Annotated in this window: 24 protein-coding genes, 1 pseudogene and 2 riboswitches; of the genes and pseudogenes, 10 read left to right on the top strand and 15 right to left on the bottom strand. The window is 70.5% G+C overall.

All coding sequences use genetic code 11. The features are described from left to right. Positions 1-5 precede the first annotated feature (5 nt). Genes OHA37_RS11380 through OHA37_RS11360 form a run of 5 tightly spaced genes read right to left on the bottom strand, consistent with a single transcriptional unit; the run spans position 6 to position 3666 of the window. Positions 6-1010 carry a hypothetical protein gene (locus OHA37_RS11380; protein ID WP_266904266.1) on the bottom strand — a complete coding sequence of 335 codons (1005 nt, stop codon included), beginning with the start codon at positions 1008-1010 and terminating at the stop codon, positions 6-8. A gap of 15 nt (positions 1011-1025) precedes the next feature. Then, the gene (locus OHA37_RS11375) at positions 1026-1883 is read right to left on the bottom strand and encodes an energy-coupling factor ABC transporter ATP-binding protein (protein WP_266904264.1); all 858 of its coding nucleotides are present in this window, start codon (positions 1881-1883) and stop codon (positions 1026-1028) included. Beyond that, the gene (gene cbiQ, locus OHA37_RS11370) at positions 1880-2629 is read right to left on the bottom strand and encodes a cobalt ECF transporter T component CbiQ (protein WP_266904262.1); all 750 of its coding nucleotides are present in this window, start codon (positions 2627-2629) and stop codon (positions 1880-1882) included. Before cbiQ ends, OHA37_RS11375 begins: the two co-directional genes overlap by 4 nt. A 3-nt stretch (positions 2630-2632) precedes the next feature. Beyond that, on the bottom strand, positions 2633-2962 hold the full coding sequence (locus tag OHA37_RS11365; protein WP_266912680.1) for an energy-coupling factor ABC transporter substrate-binding protein: 330 nt from the start codon (positions 2960-2962) through the stop codon (positions 2633-2635). An 8-nt stretch (positions 2963-2970) separates the two neighbouring features. Further along, positions 2971-3666 carry an energy-coupling factor ABC transporter permease gene (locus OHA37_RS11360; protein ID WP_266904260.1) on the bottom strand — a complete coding sequence of 232 codons (696 nt, stop codon included), beginning with the start codon at positions 3664-3666 and terminating at the stop codon, positions 2971-2973. A 29-nt stretch (positions 3667-3695) separates the two neighbouring features. Continuing rightward, positions 3696-3889: riboswitch (cobalamin riboswitch) on the bottom strand. A gap of 281 nt (positions 3890-4170) precedes the next feature. On the opposite strand from OHA37_RS11360, the gene OHA37_RS11355 reads away from it, so the two are divergent. After that, on the top strand, positions 4171-4887 hold the full coding sequence (locus OHA37_RS11355) for a flavodoxin family protein (RefSeq protein ID WP_266904258.1): 717 nt from the start codon (positions 4171-4173) through the stop codon (positions 4885-4887). Between the two features lie 31 nt (positions 4888-4918). Here OHA37_RS11355 and OHA37_RS11350 read toward each other — a convergent pair whose 3' ends face one another. Then, positions 4919-6175 (bottom strand): MFS transporter, encoded by a 1257-nt coding sequence (locus OHA37_RS11350; protein ID WP_266904256.1) that lies wholly within the window; start codon positions 6173-6175, stop codon positions 4919-4921. A gap of 138 nt (positions 6176-6313) precedes the next feature. Between OHA37_RS11350 and OHA37_RS11345 the strand changes: the two genes are divergently transcribed. Beyond that, positions 6314-7195 carry a winged helix-turn-helix transcriptional regulator gene (locus tag OHA37_RS11345; RefSeq protein WP_266904254.1) on the top strand — a complete coding sequence of 294 codons (882 nt, stop codon included), beginning with the start codon at positions 6314-6316 and terminating at the stop codon, positions 7193-7195. 225 nt (positions 7196-7420) lie between these two features. Here OHA37_RS11345 and OHA37_RS11340 read toward each other — a convergent pair whose 3' ends face one another. Continuing rightward, positions 7421-7702, bottom strand: a complete 282-nt coding sequence (locus OHA37_RS11340; protein ID WP_266904252.1) for a hypothetical protein — start codon at positions 7700-7702, stop codon at positions 7421-7423. 71 nt (positions 7703-7773) lie between these two features. Between OHA37_RS11340 and OHA37_RS11335 the strand changes: the two are divergent. Then, positions 7774-7884: pseudogene (locus OHA37_RS11335) on the top strand (flavodoxin family protein); the annotation flags it as partial. 31 nt (positions 7885-7915) lie between these two features. Here the strand turns inward: OHA37_RS11335 and OHA37_RS11330 are convergent. From OHA37_RS11330 to gcvT, 8 genes are all read right to left on the bottom strand, one after another. Beyond that, entirely contained in the window at positions 7916-8440 is a 525-nt protein-coding gene (locus OHA37_RS11330; protein WP_266904250.1) for an AMIN-like domain-containing (lipo)protein, read from the bottom strand. 126 nt (positions 8441-8566) lie between these two features. Next, positions 8567-8974, bottom strand: coding sequence for an SsgA family sporulation/cell division regulator (locus OHA37_RS11325; RefSeq protein ID WP_266904248.1), 408 nt, complete (start codon positions 8972-8974; stop codon positions 8567-8569). Between the two features lie 227 nt (positions 8975-9201). Further along, positions 9202-9516, bottom strand: a complete 315-nt coding sequence (locus OHA37_RS11320) for a hypothetical protein (RefSeq protein WP_266904246.1) — start codon at positions 9514-9516, stop codon at positions 9202-9204. 282 nt (positions 9517-9798) lie between these two features. After that, positions 9799-11181, bottom strand: a complete 1383-nt coding sequence (locus OHA37_RS11315) for an L-serine ammonia-lyase (protein WP_266904244.1) — start codon at positions 11179-11181, stop codon at positions 9799-9801. Between the two features lie 154 nt (positions 11182-11335). After that, a complete protein-coding gene (locus OHA37_RS11310; protein ID WP_266904242.1) occupies positions 11336-12985 on the bottom strand; it encodes an APC family permease in 1650 nt (549 codons plus the stop codon). 167 nt (positions 12986-13152) lie between these two features. Continuing rightward, on the bottom strand, positions 13153-14409 hold the full coding sequence (gene glyA, locus OHA37_RS11305; RefSeq protein WP_250746311.1) for a serine hydroxymethyltransferase: 1257 nt from the start codon (positions 14407-14409) through the stop codon (positions 13153-13155). Positions 14410-14423: 14 nt separating this feature from the next. Further along, positions 14424-14804, bottom strand: a complete 381-nt coding sequence (gene gcvH / locus OHA37_RS11300) for a glycine cleavage system protein GcvH (RefSeq protein WP_266904237.1) — start codon at positions 14802-14804, stop codon at positions 14424-14426. Positions 14805-14908: 104 nt separating this feature from the next. Next, a complete protein-coding gene (gene gcvT, locus OHA37_RS11295; protein WP_266904235.1) occupies positions 14909-16024 on the bottom strand; it encodes a glycine cleavage system aminomethyltransferase GcvT in 1116 nt (371 codons plus the stop codon). Positions 16025-16208: 184 nt separating this feature from the next. After that, a riboswitch (glycine riboswitch) is annotated at positions 16209-16312 on the bottom strand. A gap of 202 nt (positions 16313-16514) precedes the next feature. Between gcvT and OHA37_RS11290 the strand changes: the two genes are divergently transcribed. From OHA37_RS11290 to OHA37_RS11260, 7 genes are all read left to right on the top strand, one after another. After that, positions 16515-17201, top strand: a complete 687-nt coding sequence (locus OHA37_RS11290) for an AAA family ATPase (RefSeq protein ID WP_266904233.1) — start codon at positions 16515-16517, stop codon at positions 17199-17201. Positions 17202-17345: 144 nt separating this feature from the next. After that, positions 17346-18056, top strand: a complete 711-nt coding sequence (locus OHA37_RS11285; RefSeq protein WP_266904231.1) for an enhanced serine sensitivity protein SseB — start codon at positions 17346-17348, stop codon at positions 18054-18056. Positions 18057-18123: 67 nt separating this feature from the next. Then, positions 18124-18864 carry an enhanced serine sensitivity protein SseB C-terminal domain-containing protein gene (locus OHA37_RS11280; protein ID WP_266904229.1) on the top strand — a complete coding sequence of 247 codons (741 nt, stop codon included), beginning with the start codon at positions 18124-18126 and terminating at the stop codon, positions 18862-18864. Between the two features lie 462 nt (positions 18865-19326). Next, positions 19327-20322 (top strand): ABC transporter permease, encoded by a 996-nt coding sequence (locus OHA37_RS11275; protein ID WP_266904227.1) that lies wholly within the window; start codon positions 19327-19329, stop codon positions 20320-20322. A 102-nt stretch (positions 20323-20424) separates the two neighbouring features. Continuing rightward, positions 20425-22203 (top strand): ABC transporter substrate-binding protein, encoded by a 1779-nt coding sequence (locus OHA37_RS11270; RefSeq protein WP_443046148.1) that lies wholly within the window; start codon positions 20425-20427, stop codon positions 22201-22203. Positions 22204-22329: 126 nt separating this feature from the next. Then, positions 22330-23328 carry an ABC transporter permease gene (locus tag OHA37_RS11265; RefSeq protein ID WP_266904225.1) on the top strand — a complete coding sequence of 333 codons (999 nt, stop codon included), beginning with the start codon at positions 22330-22332 and terminating at the stop codon, positions 23326-23328. Beyond that, on the top strand, positions 23325-24446 hold the full coding sequence (locus OHA37_RS11260; protein ID WP_266904223.1) for an ABC transporter ATP-binding protein: 1122 nt from the start codon (positions 23325-23327) through the stop codon (positions 24444-24446). The genes OHA37_RS11265 and OHA37_RS11260 overlap by 4 nt, the downstream gene beginning before the upstream one ends. The last annotated feature ends 4 nt before the right edge of the window (positions 24447-24450 follow it).

Below are 24450 nucleotides of genomic sequence, written 5' to 3'. Positions count from 1 at the left end.
CCATCCTAGGTTTGCGGCAGGTCGAGGACCGCGATCCCGTTCTCCACGGCGACGGCCAGCCGGATCCCGTCGGGGTGCAGGGCCGCGACCGGGGTCGGGACGTGCGGGACCCCGTAGGACCCCTCCCGGCGCGACACCGGGACCTCGGGCCACTCGGCCAGGACGGCGCCCGTACTGGCATCCACGAGGCGGGGGTGCCCGCAGAGGCTGACCACCCGGTCGCCGCCGCAGGCGAGCAGGGTCCCCGCCGTGAACCCGAGCCGGCTCCGGTGCAGCCACCGCACTTCGGCGGCGGACCACACGCCGATCTCGCGCGGGCCCAGGGCCACCGGTTCCTCGTCGTCCTCGCGGCGCTCGTCACCGAGCACCTCCTCGCCGGAGGCGACGGCGACTCGGCCACCGTCCAGCCAGCAGGCGGCGACGACCTCGCCGTCCACCCCCTGGGGCCGGGACACCCGTCCCCAGCAGTCGAGTTCGGCGGCGCCGGCCACCGCCGCGGCCAGGTCGAAGACCCGAACCGCGCCGAACGGATACCACTCCCACCCCGCGGACAGCAGCCGCCGCCCGTCCGGGCTCACCGCGAGCCGGGAGTGGAAGACGTCCTGTGTGTACCGGGCGGCGGGGGTCAGCCGTTCGCCCGTGGCCGCGTCCTCGGTCACGAGGATGTCGAACTGGTCCGGGCAGTGCACCAGCACCTCACGGCCGTCCGGCAGTGCGCCGAGCGCGACCGGGTAGTCGTACTCCTCGGCGTGGTAGAAGCTCCGGTCCAACTCGCGGACGATCTCCGCCCCTTCGAGGAGGAGGGCCTTGGTGCCGCGCTCCTCGTAGACCACCGTCCAGCGCCCCGAGGGCGAGCGCACCGCGCGGTCGAACCGGTAGGAGAGCACGGGGCGGAAGTCGTGTTCGCGCCCGTCCGGCGCCCAGCGGCGCAAGCCCCCGATCGGGTCGACCAGGTCCTCGCCCTCCCAGAAGAGGGACTTCGGCTCCGAGGTTGCCTTCAGCGTCTTCATGGACGCGCAACCTACCTACCGCCAGGCGGCCAGCGCCTCCGGGTTTCGGGGGCCGGGGGAGTCCGGAGCGAGCAGGCCGTGGGCCCGCAGGACGGCCGTGACCGCCGGGGACCAGGCCGGGCGCAGCCCCGCCGAGGTGAGCAGGTCCGGGTCGGACAGGAGCGCCTCGGCCGGGCCGAAGCGGATGCCGGACGGGGTCAGGACCGCCGCGTCGTCGGCCCAGCGGACCGCCAGGTCCACGTCGTGGGTGGCCATCACCACCGTCGTGCCGGCGGCGCGCAGGCCCGCGAGGACGTCGAGGAGCCGCTCCTGGCCGTCCGGGTCCAGGCCGGCCGTCGGCTCGTCCAGGATCAGTACGCGCGGAGCCATCGCCACCGCCCCCGCGATCGCCGCGCGCTTGCGCTGGCCGTAGGAGAGCAGGTGCGTGGGGCGGTCCCGGACGTGCGTGATGTCGAGTGCGGCGAGGGCCGAGTCCACGCGGGCACGGACCTCCGGAGCGGGGAGTCCCAGGTTCATCGGGCCGAAGGACACGTCCTGTTCCACCGAGGCCGCGAACAGCTGGTCGTCGGGGTCCTGCACCACCAGCTGGACGGACGTGCGCAGCCGGGTCAGTCCGGCCCGGCCGTACGAGACCTCCGTGCCGTCCAGCCGCAGCGATCCCGCGCCGGGCCGCAGGCCGCCGCTCAGCAGCCGCATCAGCGTGGTCTTGCCGCTGCCGTTGCGGCCCAGCAGGGCTAGCGCCCGGCCCGGCGCGATGGCGAAGTCGACGCCGGTCAGCACCGCCGGGCCGTCCTCGTAGGCGTAGCCCGCGCCGGACAGCTCCACCACCGCGTTCGGTGACGGGTCCGGCGACGGGTTCGGCGACGCGTTCACAGGGAGAGCCCCTTCAGGGTGAGGGTCAGGGTGATCAGGGCCGCCAGCAGCCCTGCGGTGGCCGCCAGGAAGCGCCACGACAGGGCCGCCTCCGGTACGAGGACCCGCAGCGCGCCGTCGTAGCCGCGTCCGGCCAGCCCCGCCTGGAGCTTGGCCGCGCGGTCGAAGGCCCGTACGAAGGAGGTGGCGGCGAGCCCCGCCAGGGAGCGCCACACCGCCGCCCGGCCGGTGTGACCGAGCCGGGCCGCCTGGGCCCGGCGGACCTGGGCCATGGAGTCGAGCAGCAGGAAGCCGATCCGGTACATGACCAGGGCCACGTCCACCACCGGGGCCGGCACCCCGGCCCGGACCAGTCGGGGCAGTACGTCGGAGACCGGGGTGGTGAAGGCGAACAGCAGCAGCCCGAGCGAGGCCGCCGAGGTGCGCAGCAGCAGTTCGGCGGCGAGCCGCGGGCCGTCGGGGGCCAGGGACACCGGCCCCGCCGGGCCGCCGACCGCGAACAGCAGCGGCAGCGCCCCGGTGAAGCAGAAGCCGAGCGGGATCCGGAAGGCCCGCCAGAGCTGCCGGCCGGCCACCCCGGCCGGGCCGAGCAGCACGACGAGGGTGGCGGCGGCCACCAGCGGCCCGCCCGGCCAGGGCGGCAGGCACACGGCGGTGACGGTCAGCCCGATCCCGAGCAGTGCCTTCTCCAGCGGGTGCCGGCCGCGCCAGCGACTGCCGTGCGCGGCCACGTCGATCGGCAGCACCGCCTAGGCCTCCGGGGCGGTGGCGGCTGCGGCGGCGGCCGCTCCCTGGCGGCGGCCCTTGCGGACGCCGAAGTAGTACGCGAGCACGCCCGCGCCCAGCGCCGCCTGCAAGGCGAACAGCGCGGACTCGATCTCGGCCGAGGGGGGCTCGTACAGAGGGGAGAACCAGGGCTCGTAATCCGGCTTCAGCTCGGTGATCGCCGTCTCCGCCTGAGCGTCGGCGCCCGCGAAGGGCTCCTCCTTGCCCTCGCCCAGCCCCAGGGCGATCGGCAGCACGGCCAGCGCCGCCACCAGGAGCAGCAGCAGGCTGTTGATCTTCGCGTTCTTGGACATCCCGCTCATCAGGCCGCCGCCTTCTCTTCGGTACGGGCGGAGGTCAGCTTCGCGACGCCCAGCCGGACCAGGTCCGACTTGCTCGACGCCATCAGCAGCCGCATCACCAGGACGGTCAGCAGCCCCTCGCTCACCGCCAGCGGTATCTGCGTGACCGCGAAGATCCCCCCGAACTTCGCGAGCGAGCCCGGGAATCCGGAGGCCGGGTCGGGGAAGGCCAGGGCGAGCTGCACGCTGGTGACGCAGTAGGTGACCAGGTCGGCGAAGAAGGCGCCGAAGAACACGGTCACCATCAGCGGGAGACCGGACTTCCGCAGCAGCCGGTAGACGGCGTAGCCCGCCCAGGGCCCGGCGATGGCCATGGAGAAGACGTTGGCGCCGAGGGTGGTGAGCCCGCCGTGTGCCAGCAGCAGCGCCTGGAAGAGCAGGGTGATCGTGCCGAGCACCGCCATGATCGGCGGCCGGAACAGGATCGCCCCGAGCCCGGTGCCCGTGGGGTGCGAGCAACTGCCCGTCACGGATGGGATCTTCAGGGCGGACAGTACGAAGGTGAAGGCTCCGGAGGCGCCGAGCAGCAGCGTGCTCTCCGGGTTGGCCTTCACCTCGCGGGTGAGCGCGCGGACGCCGTGGACGACGAAGGGGGCGGACGCGGCGCCCCAGGCGACCGCGTGCAAAGGGGGCAGGAACCCCTCGGCTATATGCATGAGTAGGGAGACCTCTCCAGCACCTCGTGGATGGACAACGCGCCCCGGCCGGTCTCCTGGCTCACGGGTTGACGTCCATGCTCCGCCTTCCCGGGCAGCGCGGAACCTCCCGCGCAGCCCAGTGGCTTTCCCGCAGGAGTGGAGCCGGACTTCCCGATCACAGTGGCGAGGGCCGCACCGGTTTCCCACCGGTTTCCCGAACACCAAGGCCCGCTGACCCTAGTCGGCCGCGCGGACCGGTAACAACCCGCCCCAATCGCGCCGGGCGGCGGCCGGATTCCGCTTGTGCGTCACACCATGTGTCGGCGTCGTCGCCGTCCGACTCAATGCCCCGGGCTGAAAAGGGAGTTCCGTAGGCCCGTGACCGCCGAGGACGGGCTGCCGCGCGTCGCCGCACTATTCCGGCCGCGTGTTCCACCCGGACGACCCGGACGGGTGCGGCCGGGTGGCGGGCCTGCCGGGCGCCGGTGAGGCTGGACGGGTGGCTACCGGAGGAGCGCGACGATGACTTACAACGCCATGTCTCACGACGACCTGCGTGCCGTGGTGATCAACTGCACCCTCAAGCGGTCGCCGGAACAGAGCCACACGCAGGGCCTGATCGACATCAGCACCGGCATCATGAAGCGCCAGGGTGTCCAGGTCGAGGTGCTCAGGGCAGTGGACCTCGACATCGCGACCGGCGTCTGGCCGGACATGACGGAGCACGGCTGGGAGACCGATGAGTGGCCGGTCATCTACTCGAAAGTCATGGCCGCAGACATCCTCACGCTGGCTGGGCCCGTATGGCTGGGTGACAACTCCTCGGTCATGAAGAAGGTGATCGAGCGCCTGTACGCCTGCTCGTCGATCCTCAACGAGCTCGGCCAGTACGCCTACTACGGTCGGGTGGGCGGGTGCCTGATCACCGGCAACGAGGACGGCGCCAAGCACTGCGCGATGAACGTCCTGTACAGCCTCCAGCACCTCGGATACGTCATTCCGCCGCAGGCGGACGCGGGCTGGGTCGGTGAGGCCGGCCCGGGCCCGTCGTACCTCGACCCCGGCTCCGGCGGGCCGGACAACGACTTCACGAACCGCAACACGACCTTCATGACCTGGAACCAGCTCCACCTGGCGAGGATGCTCAAGGACACCGGTGGCATCCCCGCCCACGGAAACCAGCGCTCCGAGTGGGACGCCGGCTGCCGGTTCGACTTCGAGAACCCCGAGCACCGTTGAGCTCGGGCCGCAAGGGACGCGGTCCAGGGCGTCAGATGAGGTCGCGGTGGCGGCCCACCTGGGTGGAGAAGAGGTAGAGCGGGGGCAGGAGGGCGGCGGCGCAGACGGTCCAGAGCGCGGTACGGGCGCCGAACTGGGTGGCGAGGAGGCCGGCGGTGAGCGCGCCGAGCGGCAGCGCGCCCCAGGAGACGAAGCGGACCGTGGCCATCACGCGGGACAGCAGTTCCGGGGGCGACTGCGTCTGCCGGTAGGTGCGGGTGGTGATCGAGCCGATGACGGTGCCGAAGGCGAAGCCGGCGTTGCCCAGGGCGAACCAGAACGCGTCCCCCGCCGACGTGGTCAGCGGGGCGAGCAGGAGCAGCGCGCCGCCGGCCAGGTCGGCCAGGATGATGCCCCGCGCGGTGCCGAGGCGCGTGGTCACGCGGACCGCGACGGCGGCGCCGGCGAGCGCGCCGACTCCGTCCATGGCGAGGACGAGACCGAGCTGCATGGAGTCGAGGCCGGCTCCGCGGACCAGGTAGAGGGGGGTGAGGGTGACGAGGGCCGCGTTGAGGAAGTTGGCGGCGGTCGCCCAGATCATGCAGGGGCGCATGACCGGGTGCTTGGTGACGTACCGCCATCCCGCGCGCATCAGCCGCAGCGCGCTCTCGCTGGTGCGGGGCACGGGGCGGCTCTCGGGGAGGGTGCGCAAGAGCACGGCGGAGGCCAGGTAGCTGGCGGCGTCCACGACGATCGCGCCGACCGGGCCCGTCGCACCGATCAGGACGCCGCCGAGGGAGGGGCCGCCGGTGTCGGTGACGGCGTGCGTGCCCGACATGACGCTGTTGCGGGCGGCCAGCTGCCGGGCCGGGACGACGGCGGGCAGGAAGGTCGAGTTGCCGATGTCGAACAGCACGGTCGCCGAGCCGGTGACGAGCGCCGCGAACACCAGGTGCGGATACGTGAGTGTGCCGATCCACCAGGCGAGCGGCAGTGATCCGAGCGCCGCGAACCGTACGAGGTCGAGCGTGACCTGGAGTCGGCGCAGCGGCACGCGCTGCGCGAGGACGCCCGCCGGAAGGCTGAGCAGCAGCCAGGAGACCTGCCCGGCGGCGGCGAGCAGGGCGACCTGGAAAGCGGTGGCGTCCAGAACGGTGAGGGCGACGAGCGGCAGGGCGAGGACGGTGACGGCGGTGCCCGCGCCGCTGACCGTGGCGGCGGCCCAGTAGCGCCAGAAGACGCCCGGCGACGAGGTCTCCCGTTCGTCGTCGCGTCGGTCGTGCTCGTGGATCACTTGTGTTCCGCTCATGCGGAGCCCACCCCCGGGTCTTGTTAGTCTCTTTTGGGAACTCACTCGCTCCAGGTGAGTTTCTATCCGGAACTGACCTCATGGCGCAAGATGGTCCCGACGAACGGCCGCCGTGCGCGCAGGAGGGGAGACGTGGTGATGAGGTCGATCCCCGAGCGGGACGCCGCCTGCGCGATCGCGCAAGCCGCGGCGGTGGTCGGCGACTGGTGGAGCCTGCTCCTGATCCGGGAGACCGCCCGAGGGCACCACAGGTTCGACGCGCTCCAGGAGGAGCTGGGCATCTCCCGGAAGGTGCTCGCCGAGCGCCTGGCGCACCTGGTGGAGACGGGGGTGCTGGAGAAGGTCCCGTACCAGGAGCGGCCGACGCGGCACGAGTACCGGCTGACCGAGAGCGGCCGGGGCCTGCTGCCGGTCCTGCTGTCGATGCAGGACTGGGCCGACCGCTGGCTCCTCGGCGACGGCTCTCTCAGCGGCACCGCCGGCGAGACGAGCGCGTCGGCGCGGCGCGTCGCGGACCTGACGGGCCTGCGGCTGCCGCGCCTGCGGCTGCCCGGTCACCGGGACGGCGCGCCGGTTGACCCGGTGGCCGACGCCGTGGCCACCGTCCTGTTCTGCTATCCGGCGACCGGGAGCCCCAGCCCCCTACCGGAGGGCTGGTCGCGCATCCCCGGCACCGTCGGCTGCACACTGGAGAACCGGCTCTTCCGGGACGCCTACGAGGACTTCCGCGCCGCGGGCGCGGAGGTGCGCGGCGTCAGCACCCAACGCCCCGATGAACAGCGCGTGTTCGCGAACCAGGAGGGCATCCCCTTCACCCTCCTCTCCGACGTCGACCTCCGCCTCGCCGCCGCCCTGCGCCTGCCCACCTTTCGTGCCGGACAACTGCTGCGGCTGAAGCGGATCGTGCTGGTCATCGACCGCGACGGCACGGTGCGGCACGCGCGCTTTCCGGTGACGGACATCCCGGCAGCGGTGAACGAGGCGCTGGCCGAGGTGCGGCGCCTGGCCGTGGAGGACTGACATCGCGTCGCCGTGGGGTTCTGTCACGGGCGAGCGTCAGCCCTCGCTGTCAGCGGCCATCAGGGCGCCTGCCCGATGTGGGAGATCGTCAACGCGATCCTCTACCAGGGCCGGACCGGCCACCAGTGGGTCAGCGGGTGCCGGGCTTGTCCTCACCGGGCCGGCTCGCCCCAGACGCCAGAGCCGAATCTCGCCGCCGTATCGATCGTCCTCCGCCGAAACGGTCTAGCTCTGCTTCTTGGACTCCAGCCACTCCACATAGTTGTGCGAGGCATTGCTGCCCTGCTTCCCCGGCGAGATTTTCATGATCGCCTGGTTCTTCTCCGGGTTCCCGGTCAGGTACGCCTCGGTCAGGACGTACGGCAGGCCATCCACACGGAACCGGATGCTTCCGTCGGGGTAGGCGCTGACGCGAATCCTTCGGCCGTCGGGAAGCGTGACGTCTTCGGTGAAGTGCGCCTTGACGGGCTGATCGGCTATACAGACCTCCAGGTCATACAGGCTCAACGGGACAGTCAATCTACTACCAACACCCAACCATCCAAGGGCCGTTCGGTCAGTGAGCCTTCGTGCGGACGCATCTGGCCGCCCTGCTCAAGCGGTCCGGCGGGATGCCGGCGGACGGCAACCGGCGCTCCTTGTGGGATGCGGGCTGCCGCTTCGGCTTCCCGAATCCCGAGCACCGGTAGGCCCCCGGCCCGGCCTCCCGCCGGCGGGTGCTCAGCAGACGTTCGGGTGCGCGATGTCCAGGACGAAGCGCTCCGGGGAGTGCAGCTTGGACGAGGTGTAGGCGGGCTTGGTGTCGAAGGCGGCGCCGAAGGTGACGTACCCCTCGTAGTCGCCGGTCAGGGCGAGGCCCTTTAGCTTGGGCAGGTAGATCTTGAGGAGCTTGGGCCCGCGGTAGACGTTGTTGCCCGCGTCGTCGTGTCCGGCGGCGGGGTGCAGGCGGATCTCCAGGAAGTACCGCCCGGCCAGCGGGACGGGCTTGCCGGACCCGTCGTAGACCAGCTTCGGGACGGGGGTGACGGTGACCTCGGGTATGTAGCCCTGAAGGTCGATGACCACCCGGTCGTACGTGCAGTGACCGCCCCAGCGGGCATTGACGACGAGCGGAGTCTGGGTGGCTGTGGTGGTGGATGCGGCCGTGGTGGCTGCGGCGGAAGCCGGTGCGGCGAAGGCGAGCATGGCGGTGAGCAGTGCGCCCAACCCCAGTGCGGTGGCCTGCCGGCGGCGTGGACGGTTCATTGCGTCCCCTCGATTCCGAGAGACGGGGAACGGTGTCACCCGTGAAGACGCGTCCGCTGCGGTCGTGGTTGCACCAGGATCACCCGGTGTGCCGGGTCCCGCAGCGTGCCGCCGGATTCGCCCCGGTCAGCTGGGCAGGAGGGCGTTCAGCTCGGCGTCGAGGTCGTAGTGCCGCTGTTCCTGGCCGCGCGGCACCAGCTCGGTCATCCGGCGGCACAGCGCCTGTACGTCCTTGGCCCGGGCGGACACCACGCACGACTGCTCGCCGTTGCTGAAGGCGAGGAAGACCCGAGGCTCGGTGCCCTCCCAGCGCGGCCACACCTGGATGTCGCCCTCGCCGGTGGCGCAGATCTGGCCGTCGAGCAGCAGTTCCCGGGAGAAGACCCAGTGCGCGAGGTGCATCCCGGCACCCTCGAAGTCGAGGGAGATCTCGTACGGCCGCTCGGTGCGGTACGCGAAGACGCCCCGCACCGGGACGGGCGCGGGCGCGGCCTCCAGCCGCAGCGGGAGGACGCGGTGTTCGGAGCCGGTCATGCGGGCGCCTCTCTCTCGGGGTGGGTCTCGCCGGCGCACGCGTCGCGACATGCCCACTCGGGCAAGCTAGCCCACCCCCGGGCCCCCCTTCCGCGGCCAAAGGTCCCGTCCGGCCGGGCCCCTCGGCCCGACTTCGCCCGACGCGCCGAGCCCCGCCCTCCGGGGGGAGGGCGGGGCTCGGCGGACGTGCGTGACCGGGGCGGGGGCCCCGGGCGGAACCAGCGGAACTACGGGAGCGGGTTGTAGATGAAGGACTCGTGCGCGTTGGACTGGCCGATCGCGGTGAAGCCCGAACCGTTGGCCTGGGCACCGTTGTTCTGGTTCGAGGCGCCGAAGCCCGAGGCGACCTGCTGGGCGGTGGAGGAGTTGCCGAGGTTGCTGCCGCCCACCCCGCTGCCGAGGACGCCGGCGAGGGCCGCGTTCGACGCGGTCCCGGCCGCACCGGCCCCGTTGTCGGCCTGGGCGACGCCCGAGAGGAGCGCGAAGGCGAGGGGGAGCGATGCGGCGGCCGCCATCACGCGGATGCTGCGGGTGCTTGCCATGTTTCAAGTCCTCCAGTTAAGCAAAACGGCTGTGGTCCAAGACGGTTGGCCGAACCGCCGGGGGTGTGGACGCGACGTCGTGTGCCCACCCTGGCGCACTTGATCATCAAGAAACCAGCCCAGACTGCCTTGTTCCCCCTCAAGCGTGATCAACTCACCGCCAAACCTCACATCCCACCCAATCTCGAACGAAGTTACTGGCGTAACCCGCCTGTCCGGCAGGGGAAACGACGAAGGCCCCGACGCCAAGCGTCGGGGCCCGAATCGTTCAGCTGGTGCCGGTCAGCATTCGATGACGTTGACCGCGAGGCCGCCGCGGGCGGTCTCCTTGTATTTGACCTTCATGTCGGCGCCCGTCTCCTTCATGGTCTTGATGACCTTGTCGAGGGAGACCTTGTGGGAGCCGTCGCCGCGCATCGCCATCTTGGCCGCGGTGACGGCCTTGACCGCCGCCATGCCGTTGCGCTCGATGCAGGGGATCTGGACGAGGCCGCCGACCGGGTCGCAGGTGAGGCCGAGGTTGTGCTCCATGCCGATCTCGGCCGCGTTCTCGACCTGCTCCGGGGTGCCGCCCAGGACCTCGGCCAGTGCTCCGGCCGCCATCGAGCAGGCCGAGCCGACCTCGCCCTGGCAGCCGACCTCGGCGCCGGAGATCGAGGCGTTCTCCTTGAAGAGCATGCCGATCGCGCCCGCGGCGAGGAGGAAGCGGACCACGCCGTCCTCGTCGGCGCCCGGCACGAAGTTCATGTAGTAGTGCAGGACCGCCGGCAGGACGCCCGCAGCGCCGTTCGTCGGAGCGGTGACGACCCGGCCGCCGGCCGCGTTCTCCTCGTTGACCGCCATCGCGTAGATGGTCGCCCACTCGCTGCGGTGCATCATCGGGTCGCCCTCGGTGCGCAGCTGGCGCGCCGTGGAGGCGGCCCGGCGCTTGACCCGCAGGCCGCCGGGGAGGATGCCCTCGCGGGACATGCCGCGCGCGACGCAGGACTGCATGACGCGCCAGATCTCCAGCAGGCCCTCGCGGATCTCGTCCTCGGTGCGCCAGGCCTTCTCGTTCTCCAGCATCATCGAGGAGATCGACAGGCCGGTCTCGTTCGCGAGACGGAGCATCTCGTCACCGCTGCGGAAGGGGTACTTCAGCGGGGTGTCGTCGAGCTTGATCCGGTCCTCGCCGACCGCGTCCTCGTCCACGACGAACCCGCCGCCGACCGAGTAGTAGGTCTTCTCCAGCAGCGGGGTGCCCGCCTCGTCGTACGCGAAGAGCGTCATGCCGTTCGCGTGGTACGGGAGCGAGCGCCGGCGGTGCAGGATCAGCTGGTTCGGCTCGTCGAAGTCGATCTCGTGGCCGTCACCTATTTCCGTGCCCAGCAGGCGCAGGCGGCCCGTCTGGCGGATGCGCTCGACCTCGGCGTCGGCGGTCTCCACGTTCACGGTGCGGGGGGAGTGGCCCTCCAGGCCCAGCAGGACCGCCTTGGGGGTGCCGTGGCCGTGCCCGGTGGCACCGAGCGAGCCGAAGAGCTCGGCGCGGACCGAGGCGGTCTGGGCGAGGACGCCGTCCTTCTTGAGCCTGGTCACGAACATGCGCGCGGCGCGCATCGGTCCGACGGTGTGGGAGGAAGAGGGACCGATGCCGATCGAGAAGAGATCGAAGACGGAGATGGCCACGGTTGCGGACTCCTATGTCTGCTCGTGGGTGGGAAGCGTGGGCAGGAGGGGCTGATCGGGTTGATCGGGGACGATCTGCGGATTTTGTCCGGCAGCCGAGCTTAACGCGGTGAGGTGAACAGCTCGGCCGCCGGACGGGTCGGGAGGGGGATGCTCAGGCGTGGCTCAGCTCGCGCTCCGGTGCGTCGGCCGCGTCGGCCTCCCCGGCGGGGGCGTCCAGGACCGGGTCCGGGCCCGGCAGGCCCGCGTAGTGGGCCTTGACCCCGGACCGTACGGCCCAGAAGTAGAAGCCCAGGGCGGAGACGGCCACGATCGCGATGTCCACGCCGCCGGGGATGAACCCGCTGCCGCCGAACTCGCTGCTGCCGAGCGCCGACAGGGTGCCCAGCCACAGGAGGAAGGCGATCATCCACCAGGCCGGGGCGAACTGCCCGGCCAGGTTCTTCTCGCCCTTGCGCTTGAGCACGACGGCCGCGATGGGGGCGGCGACCAGGGTGAGCAGCACCACCTTGCCGGTGTCCGGCCACTTGGACCAGTACAGGGCGCAGGCGGCGAAGGCGAAGGTGATCGGGCAGAGGATGCTCGCCGCCGGCAGGCGGAAGGGGCGCGGCAGCTCGGGCTTGGTCTTGCGGAAGACGCCGACCGCGATCGGGCCGATCAGGTACGAGACCACCATCGCGGCGGAGACCACGCTGGCCAGGGCCTCCCAGCTGTGACCGACGGTGACCAGCAGCAGGACCGAGAAGCCGAGGTTCAGCCACATCGCGGGACGCGCGGTGCCGTACTTCGGGTGGACCTCGCGGATCTTCTTCGGGAAGAAGCCGGTGTCCGCGAGGTTCTGCGCCATGTACGAGGCGGAGGCGACGTTGCCGATGTTGGCGCCGGACGGGGAGATGAAGGCACCGAACTGGAGCATCGTGACGACCCAGTGCAGCATCAGCATCTTGGCGAGGTCGGCGAACGGCGAGGAGAAGTTGATGCCGCTCCAGCCGCCGGCCTCGGCCAGCTTCTCCGGCGGCACACCGCCGATGAAGGCGATCTGCAGGGCCAGGTAGATGACCAGGCCGAGCGAGAGCGCGCCGACCAGGGCCAGCGGAATGGCGCGGCCCGGGTTCTTGGCGGCGCCGCCGAGGTTGACGACGGCCTGGAAGCCGTTGAAGGCGAAGACCACGCCGGAGGTGGTGACGGCGGTCATGACCGCGGACCAGCCGTTGGGCGCGAAGCCGCCGTGGTCGGTGAAGTTGCCGGTGTGGAAGCCGGAGGCGATCAGGGCGATCACGGCGAGCACCGGGATGGCGAACTTGACCAGGGTGAGGAGGTTGTTCGCCTTGGCGAGCAGCGCGACCGACCAGTAGCAGGCCAGCCACAGCGCGACCGTCAGGAACAGCGCCATCGCCATGCCGGAGGTGGTCAGGCCGCCGTTCTCGACCAGGCCCTTGGCCCAGCCGAAGTTCCAGGAGGACATGTACTGCGTACCGGCGATGGACTCGATCGGGATCAGCGCGGCGATGGCGATCCAGACCGCCCAGCCGGTGATGAAGCCCAGCACCGGCCCGTGCGAGATGGTGCCGAAGCGGGCCATCGAGCCGGGCAGCGGGTAGGCCGCGCCCACTTCCGCGTAGGACATGGCGATCATGCCGATGAAGACGGCACCGATGACCCAGGCGATGATCGCCGCGGGCCCCGCGACCGCGGCCGCCTGGCCCGCCCCGAAGAGCCACCCCGATCCGAAGATCGAGCCGAGGCCGATCATGATCAGGGCGAAGAGACTGAGTCCCTTCTTGTTCGCTGCGCTCATGTCCATGGGGTGTGCTGTCCGTCCTGCCAGGGGGTGCGGTCGATCCTTTATTTGGAGCCTATTTGCCATTTATTGGAAGAATCAGCGGCAATAGGTCGCATCCGCCTGGGGCTTTGGTCATGAAAGGGGCCCGGCCCTGTGCACAACAAGGCCGGGCCCTCTCAACCCGGTGCCTAGAGCGTCGGGTACAGCGGGAACTTCGCGGCGAGCGCCGAGACGCGCGCCTTCAGGTCCTCGGCGTCGTAGGCGGGCTTCAGCGCCTGCGCGATGATCTCGGCGACCTCGGTGAAGGCCTCGGCGTCGAAACCGCGGGTGGCCAGCGCCGGCGTACCGATCCGCAGACCCGAGGTGACCATCGGCGGCCGCGGGTCGTTCGGGATGGCGTTGCGGTTGACCGTGATGCCGACCTCGTGGAGGCGGTCCTCGGCCTGCTGGCCGTCCAGCTCGGAGTTGCGCAGGTCGACCAGGACCAGGTGCACGTCGGTGCCGCCGGTGAGGACGTCCACGCCCACGGCCTTGACGTCGTCCTGGACCAGGCGGGCGGCGAGGATCTTCGCGCCCTCCAGGGTGCGCTCCTGGCGCTCCTTGAACTCGGGCGAGGCCGCGACCAGGAAGGAGACGGCCTTGGCCGCGATCACGTGCTCCAGCGGGCCGCCCTGCTGACCCGGGAAGACCGCGGAGTTGATCTTCTTGGCCAGCTCCTGCGTCGACAGGATGACACCGCCGCGCGGACCGCCGAGGGTCTTGTGCGTGGTGGTGGTGACGACGTGGGCGTGCGGGACCGGGTTCGGGTGCAGACCCGCGGCGACCAGGCCGGCGAAGTGCGCCATGTCGACCATCAGGTACGCGCCGACCTCGTCCGCGATGCGGCGGAAGGCGGCGAAGTCCAGCTGGCGCGGGTAGGCGGACCAGCCCGCGACGATCAGCTGCGGCTTGGACTCCTTGGCGAGGCGCTCGACCTCGGCCATGTCGACCTCGCCGGTCTCGTCGACGTGGTACGGGACCACGTTGTAGAGCTTGCCGGAGAAGTTGATCTTCATGCCGTGGGTCAGGTGACCGCCGTGGGCCAGGTTCAGGCCCATGATCGTGTCGCCCGGCTTGATCAGGGCGAACATCGCGGCCGCGTTGGCCTGCGCGCCCGAGTGGGGCTGCACGTTCGCGGCCTCGGCGCCGAAGAGCGCCTTGATGCGGTCGATCGCGATCTGCTCGACCACGTCGACGTGCTCACAGCCGCCGTAGTAGCGGCGGCCGGGGTAGCCCTCGGCGTACTTGTTGGTCAGGACCGAGCCCTGGGCCTCCATGACGGCGACCGGAGCGAAGTTCTCCGACGCGATCATTTCCAGGGTGGACTGCTGGCGCACGAGTTCGGCGTCGACGGCGGCGGCGACGTCCGGGTCGAGCTCGTGGAGGGGCGTGTTCAGTACAGACATCAGGGTTCCCTGGGTCAGTTGCCGGAGGTGAGCTTGGCGTACTCGTCGACGGAGAGCAGGTCGGCCGGCTCCTCCGTGACGCGCACCTTGAAGAGCCAGCCACCCTCGAACGGGGCCGAGTTCACCAGGGCAGGGTCGTCGATGACGTCCTGGTTGGACTCGACGATCTCGCCGGTGACGGGGGAGTACAGGTCGCTGACCGACTTGGTCGACTCCAGCTCGCCGCAGGTCTCGCCCGCGGTCACCGTGTCACCCACCTCGGGAAGCTGGGCGTAGACGACATCACCGAGCGCGTTGGCCGCGAACTCCGTGATGCCGACCGTCGAGACGCCGTCCTCGGCGACCGACAGCCACTCGTGCTCCTTGCTGTAACGCAGCTGCTGGGGGTTGCTCATGACCTGATTCTCCTGGATGCGGGGGAGTGGATACGAACGGTGGTCGTGCGGGACCGGCGCGAAGCGCCGACCAGCGGTGACGCGCGGTGCGGTGCGGTACGGGGCTACTTCTGCCGCTTGTAGAACGGCAGGGCCACGACCTCGTACGCCTCATGCGTACCGCGAATGTCCACGCCGACGCCGGAGGTGCCGGGCGCGGCGTGCGCCGCGTCCACATAGGCCATCGCGATCGGCTTGCCCAGCGTCGGGGACGGGGCGCCCGAGGTGACCTCGCCGACGACCTGCCCGTCGAAGGTCACGGAGAAGCCGGCGCGCGGAACGCGGCGGCCCTCGGCGATCAGGCCGACCAGCTTGCGCGGCGGGTTCGAGGCGGCGCGCTCGGCGGCGGCCTCCAGGGCGGCGCGGCCGACGAAGTCGCCCTCCTTCTCGAACTTCACGACCCGGCCCAGACCCGCGTCGAACGGGGTGAGGGAGGTGGTCAGCTCGTGCCCGTACAGCGGCATGCCCGCTTCCAGGCGCAGGGTGTCGCGGCAGGACAGGCCGGCCGGGACCAGGCCGACGCCCTCGCCCGCCTTGGTCAGCGCCTGCCACAGCTCCACGGCGTGCTCGGGGGCGACGAACAGCTCGAAGCCGTCCTCGCCGGTGTAGCCGGTGCGCGCGATCAGCGCGGGCACCCCGGCGACCGTGCCGGGCAGGCCGGCGTAGTACTTCAGCCCGTCCAGGTCGGCGTCGGTGAGCGAGGCGAGGATGCCCGGGGACTCCGGACCCTGCACCGCGAGCAGCGCGTACGCGTCGCGGTCGTCGCGGACCTCGGCGTCGAAGCCGGCGGCGCGCTCGGTGATCGCGTCCAGGACGACCTGGGCGTTGGAGGCGTTCGCGACGACCATGTACTCGGTCTCGCCCAGGCGGTAGACGATCAGGTCGTCGACGATGCCGCCGTCTTCCTGGCAGATGTGCGTGTAGCGGGCGCGGCCGACGCCGACGGTGGAGATGTTGCCCACCAGTGCGTAGTCCAGGACCTTGACGGCCTCGGGGCCGGTCAGGGTGATCTCGCCCATGTGGGAGAGGTCGAACAGACCGGCCTTGGTGCGGACGGCGTTGTGCTCGTCGCGCTCGCTGGCGTACCGCAGGGGCATGTCCCAGCCCGCGAAATCGGTCATGGTCGCACCGAGGGAACGGTGCAGCGCATCGAGGGCGGTCAGGCGGGGGGCAGTGCTCATGGGTGTGGCTCCCGGGTCCCAGGGCATGACATGACGAGGAGGAGTTCCTCCCCATCTGTCATCGGAACCTGAGAGGTTCGCCGAGAGTTCCCCGCTTCCAGGGGAAGGCCATCGACTTGCACCTTGGGTGGAGCCGTCGCCGGGACCCTTACGGGCGGTGGCGCGGCTCGCTTTTCAGATCTGCCTCATCCACGCGGTACGGGGCCTGAGAGATTCAAGGGAGGTACTTGCTCCTTCGGCGCCCGGGCACCGCCTTGCGGCGTGCCGGGACTCTCCCGCGCGGATTCAAGCGGCCGGTATGCAGTTAGGTGTCCAGATGGCGCACATCATTGCACGACGTGGGGCCGAATGGGGGAGGGGGTCCGCAAGCGGAGCGGGCCCGGAGCGGGTCCGGAGCGAAGCCGGAGCGGAACCGGAGACACCGGATTACCGTCTCTTTACACTCAGGGGGACCGGGTCCAGGCGACCCGTCGCGGGGGAGGCGAGCACTGTGCGGAGATTCGGAGTACTGGCGGCGACGAGCACCGGCACCGTCGAGGGCGCGGTGACCGGGGTGCCGACGCAGCGCGGCCTCGTACGCGATCCCGCGGCGGCCGGAGCGGCGGGGGAGCCCGGAGCGGTACGGGACCTGCGCGGGGCCGAGGGCCCGCGGCGGCTGCGCTTCGCCCAGGGGGACGTGGTGGTGGTCTCCGGACTGCCCGGCGGCGGCAAGAGCACCCTGATCAAGCGCGCCGCGGAGGGCGGCGGCATCGACTCCCAGGACGCCCGCGAGCGCTGGGAGCGCCGGATGCCGGCCGCCCTGCCCTACGCGGTGTACCGGCCGGCGGTCCGGATCGCGCACTACTGGGGCCTGTGGCGGGTGCTCCGCTCCGGGGCCCCGGCCGTCGTCCACGACTGCGGTACGCAGAGCTGGGTACGGGCGCTGCTGGCCTCGGCGGCCCGGCGGCGCGGCCGCGCGCTGCACCTGGTGCTGCTGGACACCACCCCCGAGGAAGCCAGGGCCGGGCAGGCGGCGCGGGGCCGGGGCGTATCGGCGTACGCCTTCGCCCGGCACCGGGGCGCGGTGACCCGGCTGCTGCGCGAGGCCGAGGCGGGCCGCCCGCCGGCCGGCTGCGCCTCGGTGACCCTGCTGGACCGCCCGGCGGCGTCCCGGCTGACGTCGATCGGCTTCCGCTAAGCGGCAGTGGGCCCCGGCACGGGCGGCCCCGGCACGGGCGGCCCCGGCACGGGCGGGACCCCGGTGCGGGCGGCCCCCGGTCGGGGTGTCCGAGGCGCCCGTTAATCTCGGGGCGAGACCAAGCGCAAGCGAGCGGAGACGTACATGTGGCCGGGTAACGAGCTGGAGCAGGTGCTCGGGGCGGCGCTCGGACAGGCGGACGCCGGGGGGCGGATCGTGGAGGTCCTCGGGCGGAGCCACCTGTGGATCCCGCTGCCCGGAGGCGTGAACAGCCTGAGCCTGCCCACCATGGAGATCGACGGCGCCGCCTACGTGCCCGTCTACAGCTCCGAGGAGCAGTTCCGCGCCTGCGTCGGACCCGCCATGGACTTCGCCGTGGCCCCCGCCGTGGACTTCGCCCGGGGCCTGCCCCCGCAGCTCGGCATCGCGGTCAACCCCGAGGGCTCGGTCGGCGTGCCCCTGCCCCCTCCGGCCGTCGCGGAGCTCTGCCGCACCGGCCGCGGCCCGCTCGACGGCACCGCCACCGGCGGCCGGGTCCGGCTCTTCGAGCCCGACTGGCAGGAGGACCCGGTCGAGTTCCTGACCGCGGCCGCCGAGGAGTTCCGGGCCACCGGAGTCGTCGCCTCCGCGCACCGCTGCCTCGCCAGCGTCGAGGGCGGCTCGCCGGAGCTCTACGTCGGAGTCCACCTGGTGGGATGGGAGCCCGACATGCGAAACGCCCCGATGGAGGCGCTGGGCCGCGCCCTGACCCGCGTACCGCCGCCCTGGCCTGTGCAGTTGATTCTGCTCGACGCCGCCGAAGACCCGGTCGTCGACTTCATCACCACGCGCGTACGCCCCTTCTACCTGCCGTAGTGACGCTTAAGCTGGTGGCCGACACGCGTGGACGACGGGCGGACGAACAGACGAAGAGGGGTACCGGGTGAGTGCGTCAGGCACGGCCGCGGTCGGGCAGGTCGAGCACATGCTGCGCCAGGTGACTCCCGGGCGCTACGAGAGCTACGAGTCCCTCCTGCACGCCCTGGCCGAGGGGCGGCTGTGGATGCTCCTCTGGCAGGGGCAGCCCGGCTCCCCGGAGGCCCAGTACGGCGGCATGGAGGTCGAGGGCATCGGGTACGCGCCCTGCGTGACCTCCCCGCAGGAGCTGGCCGTCAGCGGCTGGAACCGCGGGTACGAGGTGGTCACCGGCCGGGACATCGCCCGCGCCCTCTACCCCGACCGCTGGGGGCTGTGGCTCAATCCGCACGCCCAGGGCGGCGGCGTCGGCATTCCCTGGGCCGACCTGCGCCGGATCGCCACCGGGCTCGACCGGATGCCGGCCGGCCCGCTGCGGCTGTCCGAGCCCGCCATCGAGCTGCCGCAGTTCTACGGGCTGCTCACGCAGCACGCGCACCGCACGCCCGCCGTCCGTTCGCTGCGCCGCGCCTGGGTGCAGCCCGCGCTGGGGTCCCCGTACCTCGCCGTCGGGCTCGACCTGTACGACGCCTCCGCGCACGCGCTGGAATCCGTACGGGAGATGATGCGCCAGTCGGTCGGAGCGGTCCCCGAGGGAGTGCCCGTCTGCACGGTCGCGCTGGCGGACGAACACGATCCGGTGGCGATGTGGCTGCGGGCGCAGACCCGCCCCTTCTACGACCGCGAGGGACAGGCGCCCGCCTACTGAGGCGCTCGGCGGGACATCCCGCCGGGGCGTCCCGATCGTTGAGACATAGGGTCCAAGGCCGCACGGAACAGTCGTTCCGTGCGGCCTTTGCGTTGTCCTGATTTCGACGTTGATGTACGCCCAATAGGCATGCTCGTAGGCCGAGTTGGGCGCCATGTCCGATTCCCTACCGAACGGGGTGTCTTGCTCCGCTGAGACGACAGTGAAGTCCGGATAACGGGAACTCGACCCTCAGATCACGGTTGCGCATCCATTCACCTGCGGGTCTGGCGGCTGATCGAGCGCCCGATGAAGACTCCCCACCCAAGAGCGGGTCAGTCCTCCGGCGGTTGCCTGGGTTTGCCCCGCCTCAGGAAATTCGCTTGTCCGTACCTCGCACTCCGAGCGCCACTCCGCACCAACGCCGCCACAGCGGCGGGCATGGGCCGGCCCACCCGTCGGCCGAGAGGGGTCCCCACCACGATGACGGCACCACTGCACGACATGAGCGCGGAGACACCCGCACCCGTGTCCGTAGCCGACGTCCCCGCCAAGGCCATCGAAGGCCGCTCGCCCGGCCGCATCGCCTGGATGCGGCTCAAGCGCGACAAGGTCGCGCTGGCCGGCGGTTTCGTCGTGCTCCTGCTGATCCTCGTCGCACTGTTCGCGCCGCTGATCGTCAGCGCGTTCGGCCACCCCCCGGAGGAATTGCACGAAGACCTGCTGGACCCGCTGCTGGGCCTGCCGGCCGGCGACTACGGCGGCATAAGCGGCGACTTCCTGCTGGGCATCGAACCGGTCAACGGCCGCGACGTGTTCAGCCGCATCGTCTACGGCGCCCGCATCTCGCTGCTGGTCGCCTTCCTGTCCGCCTTCGTGGCGGTCTCGCTGGGCACCTTCTTCGGCATCGTCGCCGGCTACTTCGGCGGCTGGGTCGACGCGGCCATCAGCCGGGTCATGGACCTGCTGCTCGCCTTCCCGCAGCTGCTCTTCATCATCGCGCTGGTCTCGGTCGTCCCGGCCAAGCTCTGGGGCTTCGAAGGATCGGGCCTGCGGATCGCCGTACTGGTCCTGGTGATCGGCTTCTTCGGCTGGCCCTACATCGGCCGCATCGTCCGCGGACAGACCCTGTCGCTGCGCGAACGGGAGTACGTCGAAGCGGCGCGGAGCCTGGGCGCGGGCCGGATGTACATCCTCTTCCGCGAGCTGCTCCCGAACCTGGTCGCGCCGATCACCGTCTACGCGACGCTCATGATCCCCACCAACGTGCTGACCGAGGCCGCGCTCAGCTTCCTGGGTGTCGGCGTCAAGCCGCCCACGCCTTCCTGGGGCGAGACCCTCTCGACGGCCGTGCGGACCTATGAGGACGACCCGCTCTTCATGATCTTCCCCGGCATGGCGATCTTCATCACCGTGCTGGCCTTCAACCTCTTCGGCGACGGCGTCCGCGACGCCCTCGACCCGAAGGGCTCCCGTTAGCCGTCCCCGCAGGTCATCCCGCAGGGCACCCGTAGGTCAGAACCGCAGGGCACACCGGAACCCGGCTTCGTACCGGAATCACAACGGAGGGTTGCGAGCATCGTGACTACCCATCGCATGTCCAAGCGCAGGCTCGTCGCCGGCACGGCCGTCGTGCTCGCGACGATGCTGTCCGCGACCGCCTGTGGCGGCGACGACGGCAAGGGGAAGGAAGACAAGCCGGCAGCGTCGGGCGGCTTCAACGCCGCCATCGGCAAGGTCGCCAACGCTTCCACCAAGGCGGGCGGCGAGCTGAAGTTCGTCGGTACGCAGGAAGCCGACTCGTGGGACCCGCAGCGCGGCTACTACGGCTTCATGTGGGACTTCTCCCGCTACTACACCCGCCAGCTCGTCAGCTTCAAGGCGGAGCCGGGCTCCAAGAGCACCGAGCTCGTCCCCGACCTGGCCACCGCGAACGCGGAGATCGGCGACGGCGGCAAGACCTACAAGTACACCCTCAAGGACAACGTGACCTGGGAGGACGGCACCCCCGTCACCGCCCAGGACATCAAGTACGGCATCGAGCGCACCTGGGCCCAGGACGTCATCTCCGGCGGCCCGGTCTACCTGCAGCAGGTCCTCGACCCGAAGCTCGAGTACCCGGGCCCGTACAAGGACCCCAGCGCGGACAAGCTCGGCCTGAAGGCGATCGAGACCCCGGACGCGAAGACCATCATCTTCAAGCTCCCCGCGCCCAACGGTGACTTCGAGCAGATGCTGGCCATGCCGGCCGCCAGCCCGGTCAAGCAGGAGAAGGACACCGCGGCCAAGTACGGCCTCAAGCCCTTCTCCAACGGCCCGTACAAGATCGACTCGTACGAGCCCAACAAGAGCATGAAGCTCTCGCGCAACACCAACTGGAAGCCCGAGTCGGACACCATCCGCAAGGCGCTCCCGGACTCCATCTCCGTCACGTTCATGGCGAACGCGGACGACATGGACAAGCGCCTGATGAACGGCGAGTTCGACCTGGACATCAACGCGACCGGCATCGGCCAGGCGGCCCGCGCCACCGCGCTGAAGGAGCACAAGGACAACCTGGACAACGGCCAGACCGGCTTCATCCGGTACGCCGTGATGCCCCAGACCGTCGCGCCGTTCGACAACATCGAGTGCCGCAAGGCCGTCATCTACGCGGCCGACAAGAAGTCCCTGCAGACCGCCCGCGGCGGCCCGCAGGCCGGTGGCGACATCGCCCCCAACATGCTGCCGCTGGGCATCAAGGGCGCTGACGGCAAGTACGACCCGTACGAGGTCCTGAAGAACGACGGCAAGCCGAACGTCGACAAGGCCAAGGCCGCTCTGAAGGCCTGTGGCAAGGAGACCGGCTTCAAGACCACCATCGCGGTCCGCAACAACAAGCCGGTCGAGGTCGCCACGGCCGTCTCCCTGCAGAACGCCCTGAAGCAGGTCGGCATCGAGGCCCAGATCGACCAGTTCGACGGCGCCCAGACCTCCGGCATCATCGGTTCGCCGAAGGTGGTCAAGGAGAAGGGCTACGGCATCATCATCATGGGCTGGGGCGCCGACTTCCCGACCGGTCAGGGCTTCTCCCAGCCGCTGGTCGACGGTCGCTTCATCCTGCAGAGCGGCAACAACAACTTCTCCGAGCTGAACGACCCGGCGATCAACGGGCTGTTCGACCAGGCCATCGCCGAGACCGACCCGGTCAAGGCCGGCGACATCTACAAGCAGATGAACCAGAAGGTCTCCGAGGCCGCGGTCTACCTGCCCTTCGTCTACGACAAGACGATCTCGTGGCGCAGCAGCCGTCTGACGAACGTCTACACGTCGGACGCGTACAACGGCCGGTACGACTACGCCTCGCTCGGCGTCCAGTAAACAAACCGTCCGATTCAGTTCCAGTGCCACACCCGCTAGGCACGAAGGGCAGGTGATGGCCGCGGCGGCGGCTCGGGGGCGCTCTCCAGAAGAGGGCGTCCCCGGGCCGCGGCCAGGCCGAGCGCAGTGCTTGCATATCTCATCCGGCGGATCTTCGCCGTCATCGTCATGCTGTTGGTCATCTCGCTGGTGACCTTCGGAATCTTCTTCCTCTTCCCGAAGATGATCGGGACGGACCCGGCCCTGTACTTCGTCGGCAAGCAGTCCGACCCCGCCGCCATCGAGGGCATCCGGCAGAAGATGGGTCTCGACGACCCGATCCTCGTCCAGTTCGGCAAGTTCGTCGTCGGGCTGGTGGCGGGTCGCACGTACGCCAACGGCAACGACGTCACGCACTGCGCCGCGCCCTGCTTCGGCTACTCCTTCAAGAGCGAGCAGGAGGTCTGGCCGCTGCTGACCGACTGGCTGCCCGTCACCCTCTCGCTCGCCGCCGGTGCCGTCGTGCTCTGGGTGATCGGCGGTGTCGCCGCCGGCGTCATCTCCGCCCTCAAGCGCGGTACGGTCCTGGACCGTTCGGCGATGGGCCTCGCCCTCGCCGGCGTCTCCCTCCCGATCTACTTCACCGGCATGCTCGCCATCGCCTTCTTCTCCGACCAGCTCGGCTGGTTCGGACGGCCGGAGAAGACCTTCGCCGAGGATCCGGGCACCTGGTTCAACGGCATGGTCCTGCCGTGGATCTCGCTCGCCTTCCTCTACGCGGCGATGTACGCGCGACTCACCCGCGCGACCATGCTCGAAGTGCTCAACGAGGACTACATCCGCACCGCGCGCGCCAAGGGGCTGACGGAACCCGTCGTCATCGGCAAGCACGCGATGCGCTCGACCATGACGCCGATCCTGACCGTCCTGGGTCTCGACCTCGGCGCGCTGATGGGCGGCGCGGTCCTCACCGAGTACACCTTCTCGCTGCACGGCCTCGGCTACAGCGCCGTCCGCGCCATCAGCGAGCACGACCTGCCGGTCATTCTCGGCATCACCCTGATCTCCGCCTTCTTCGTCGTCGCGGCCAACCTCGTCGTCGACCTCTTGTACGCGGTGATCGACCCCCGAGTGAGGCTGTCATGACCGATTCGACGACGCCCGCCGTGACGGGCGCACTGAACGAGCCCGTCGCCTCCGGCGCGCCCGGCACCGCGTTCCTCGACGTACGCGACCTCAAGGTCCACTTCCCCACGGAAGACGGCCTGGTCAAGTCCGTGGACGGGCTCTCCTTCACGCTGGAGAAGGGCAAGACCCTCGGCATCGTCGGCGAGTCCGGCTCCGGCAAGTCGGTGACCTCGCTGGGCATCATGGGCCTGCACCGGGTCGGCCAGTACGGCCGCCAGCGGGCCCGGATCTCCGGGGAGATCTGGCTCGACGGCAAGGAACTGCTGTCCAGCCCCGAGGAAGAGGTCCGCAAGCTGCGCGGCCGGGAGATCGCGATGATCTTCCAGGACCCGCTGTCGGCGATGCACCCCTACTTCACCGTGGGCAAGCAGATCGCCGAGGCCTACCGGGTCCACAACAAGGCGGACAAGAAGACCGCCCGCAAGCGGGCCGTCGAGCTCCTGGACCGCGTGGGCATCCCCGAGCCGCACAAGCGGGTCGACAGCTACCCGCACGAGTTCTCCGGCGGCATGCGCCAGCGCGCGATGATCGCGATGGCGCTGGTCAACAACCCCGAACTGCTCATCGCCGACGAGCCCACCACCGCCCTGGACGTCACCGTCCAGGCGCAGATCCTCGACCTGATCCGGGACCTGCAGAAGGAGTTCGGCTCCGCGGTCATCATGATCACGCACGACCTCGGCGTGGTCGCCGAGATGGCCGACGACCTCCTCGTGATGTACGGCGGCCGGTGCGTGGAGCGGGGCAGCGCGGAGAAGGTGTTCTACGAACCCCGGCACCCGTACACCTGGGGCCTGCTCGGCTCGATGCCCCGCATCGACCGCGAGCAGACCGAGCGCCTCATCCCGGTCAAGGGCTCGCCGCCCAGCCTGATCAACATCCCGAGCGGCTGCGCCTTCAACCCCCGGTGCCCGTACGCCGACCTGCCCAAGGACGACGTCACGCGGACCGTACGGCCCGAGCTGTCCCTGGTCGACACCTCCGCGGAGGGCGCCGGCCGACACTGGGCCGCCTGTCACCTCTCCCCGGAGCAGCGGGACCGGATCTGGACCGAAGAGATTGCGCCGAAGCTGTGACCGA

Source organism: Streptomyces sp. NBC_00335 (assembly GCF_036127095.1).
In the GTDB taxonomy this organism is placed as follows: domain Bacteria; phylum Actinomycetota; class Actinomycetes; order Streptomycetales; family Streptomycetaceae; genus Streptomyces.
The sequence above is the reverse complement of the archived record's forward strand: the minus strand, read 5'-3'. Positions and strand labels throughout refer to the sequence as shown.

Coding starts and splice junctions, on each gene's coding strand:
- OHA37_RS11260 (WP_266904223.1), top strand. CDS start 23,325: ATGACCGATTCGACGACGCCCGCCGTGACGGGCGCACTGAACGAGCCC.
- OHA37_RS11285 (WP_266904231.1), top strand. CDS start 17,346: ATGTGGCCGGGTAACGAGCTGGAGCAGGTGCTCGGGGCGGCGCTCGGA.
- gcvT (WP_266904235.1), bottom strand. CDS start 16,024: ATGAGCACTGCCCCCCGCCTGACCGCCCTCGATGCGCTGCACCGTTCC.
- glyA (WP_250746311.1), bottom strand. CDS start 14,409: ATGTCTGTACTGAACACGCCCCTCCACGAGCTCGACCCGGACGTCGCC.
- OHA37_RS11365 (WP_266912680.1), bottom strand. CDS start 2,962: ATGTCCAAGAACGCGAAGATCAACAGCCTGCTGCTGCTCCTGGTGGCG.
- OHA37_RS11355 (WP_266904258.1), top strand. CDS start 4,171: ATGACTTACAACGCCATGTCTCACGACGACCTGCGTGCCGTGGTGATC.
- OHA37_RS11360 (WP_266904260.1), bottom strand. CDS start 3,666: ATGCATATAGCCGAGGGGTTCCTGCCCCCTTTGCACGCGGTCGCCTGG.
- OHA37_RS11310 (WP_266904242.1), bottom strand. CDS start 12,985: ATGGACATGAGCGCAGCGAACAAGAAGGGACTCAGTCTCTTCGCCCTG.
- OHA37_RS11345 (WP_266904254.1), top strand. CDS start 6,314: ATGAGGTCGATCCCCGAGCGGGACGCCGCCTGCGCGATCGCGCAAGCC.
- OHA37_RS11330 (WP_266904250.1), bottom strand. CDS start 8,440: ATGAACCGTCCACGCCGCCGGCAGGCCACCGCACTGGGGTTGGGCGCA.
- OHA37_RS11350 (WP_266904256.1), bottom strand. CDS start 6,175: ATGAGCGGAACACAAGTGATCCACGAGCACGACCGACGCGACGACGAA.
- gcvH (WP_266904237.1), bottom strand. CDS start 14,804: ATGAGCAACCCCCAGCAGCTGCGTTACAGCAAGGAGCACGAGTGGCTG.
- OHA37_RS11320 (WP_266904246.1), bottom strand. CDS start 9,516: ATGGCAAGCACCCGCAGCATCCGCGTGATGGCGGCCGCCGCATCGCTC.
- OHA37_RS11380 (WP_266904266.1), bottom strand. CDS start 1,010: ATGAAGACGCTGAAGGCAACCTCGGAGCCGAAGTCCCTCTTCTGGGAG.
- OHA37_RS11275 (WP_266904227.1), top strand. CDS start 19,327: ATGACGGCACCACTGCACGACATGAGCGCGGAGACACCCGCACCCGTG.
- OHA37_RS11325 (WP_266904248.1), bottom strand. CDS start 8,974: ATGACCGGCTCCGAACACCGCGTCCTCCCGCTGCGGCTGGAGGCCGCG.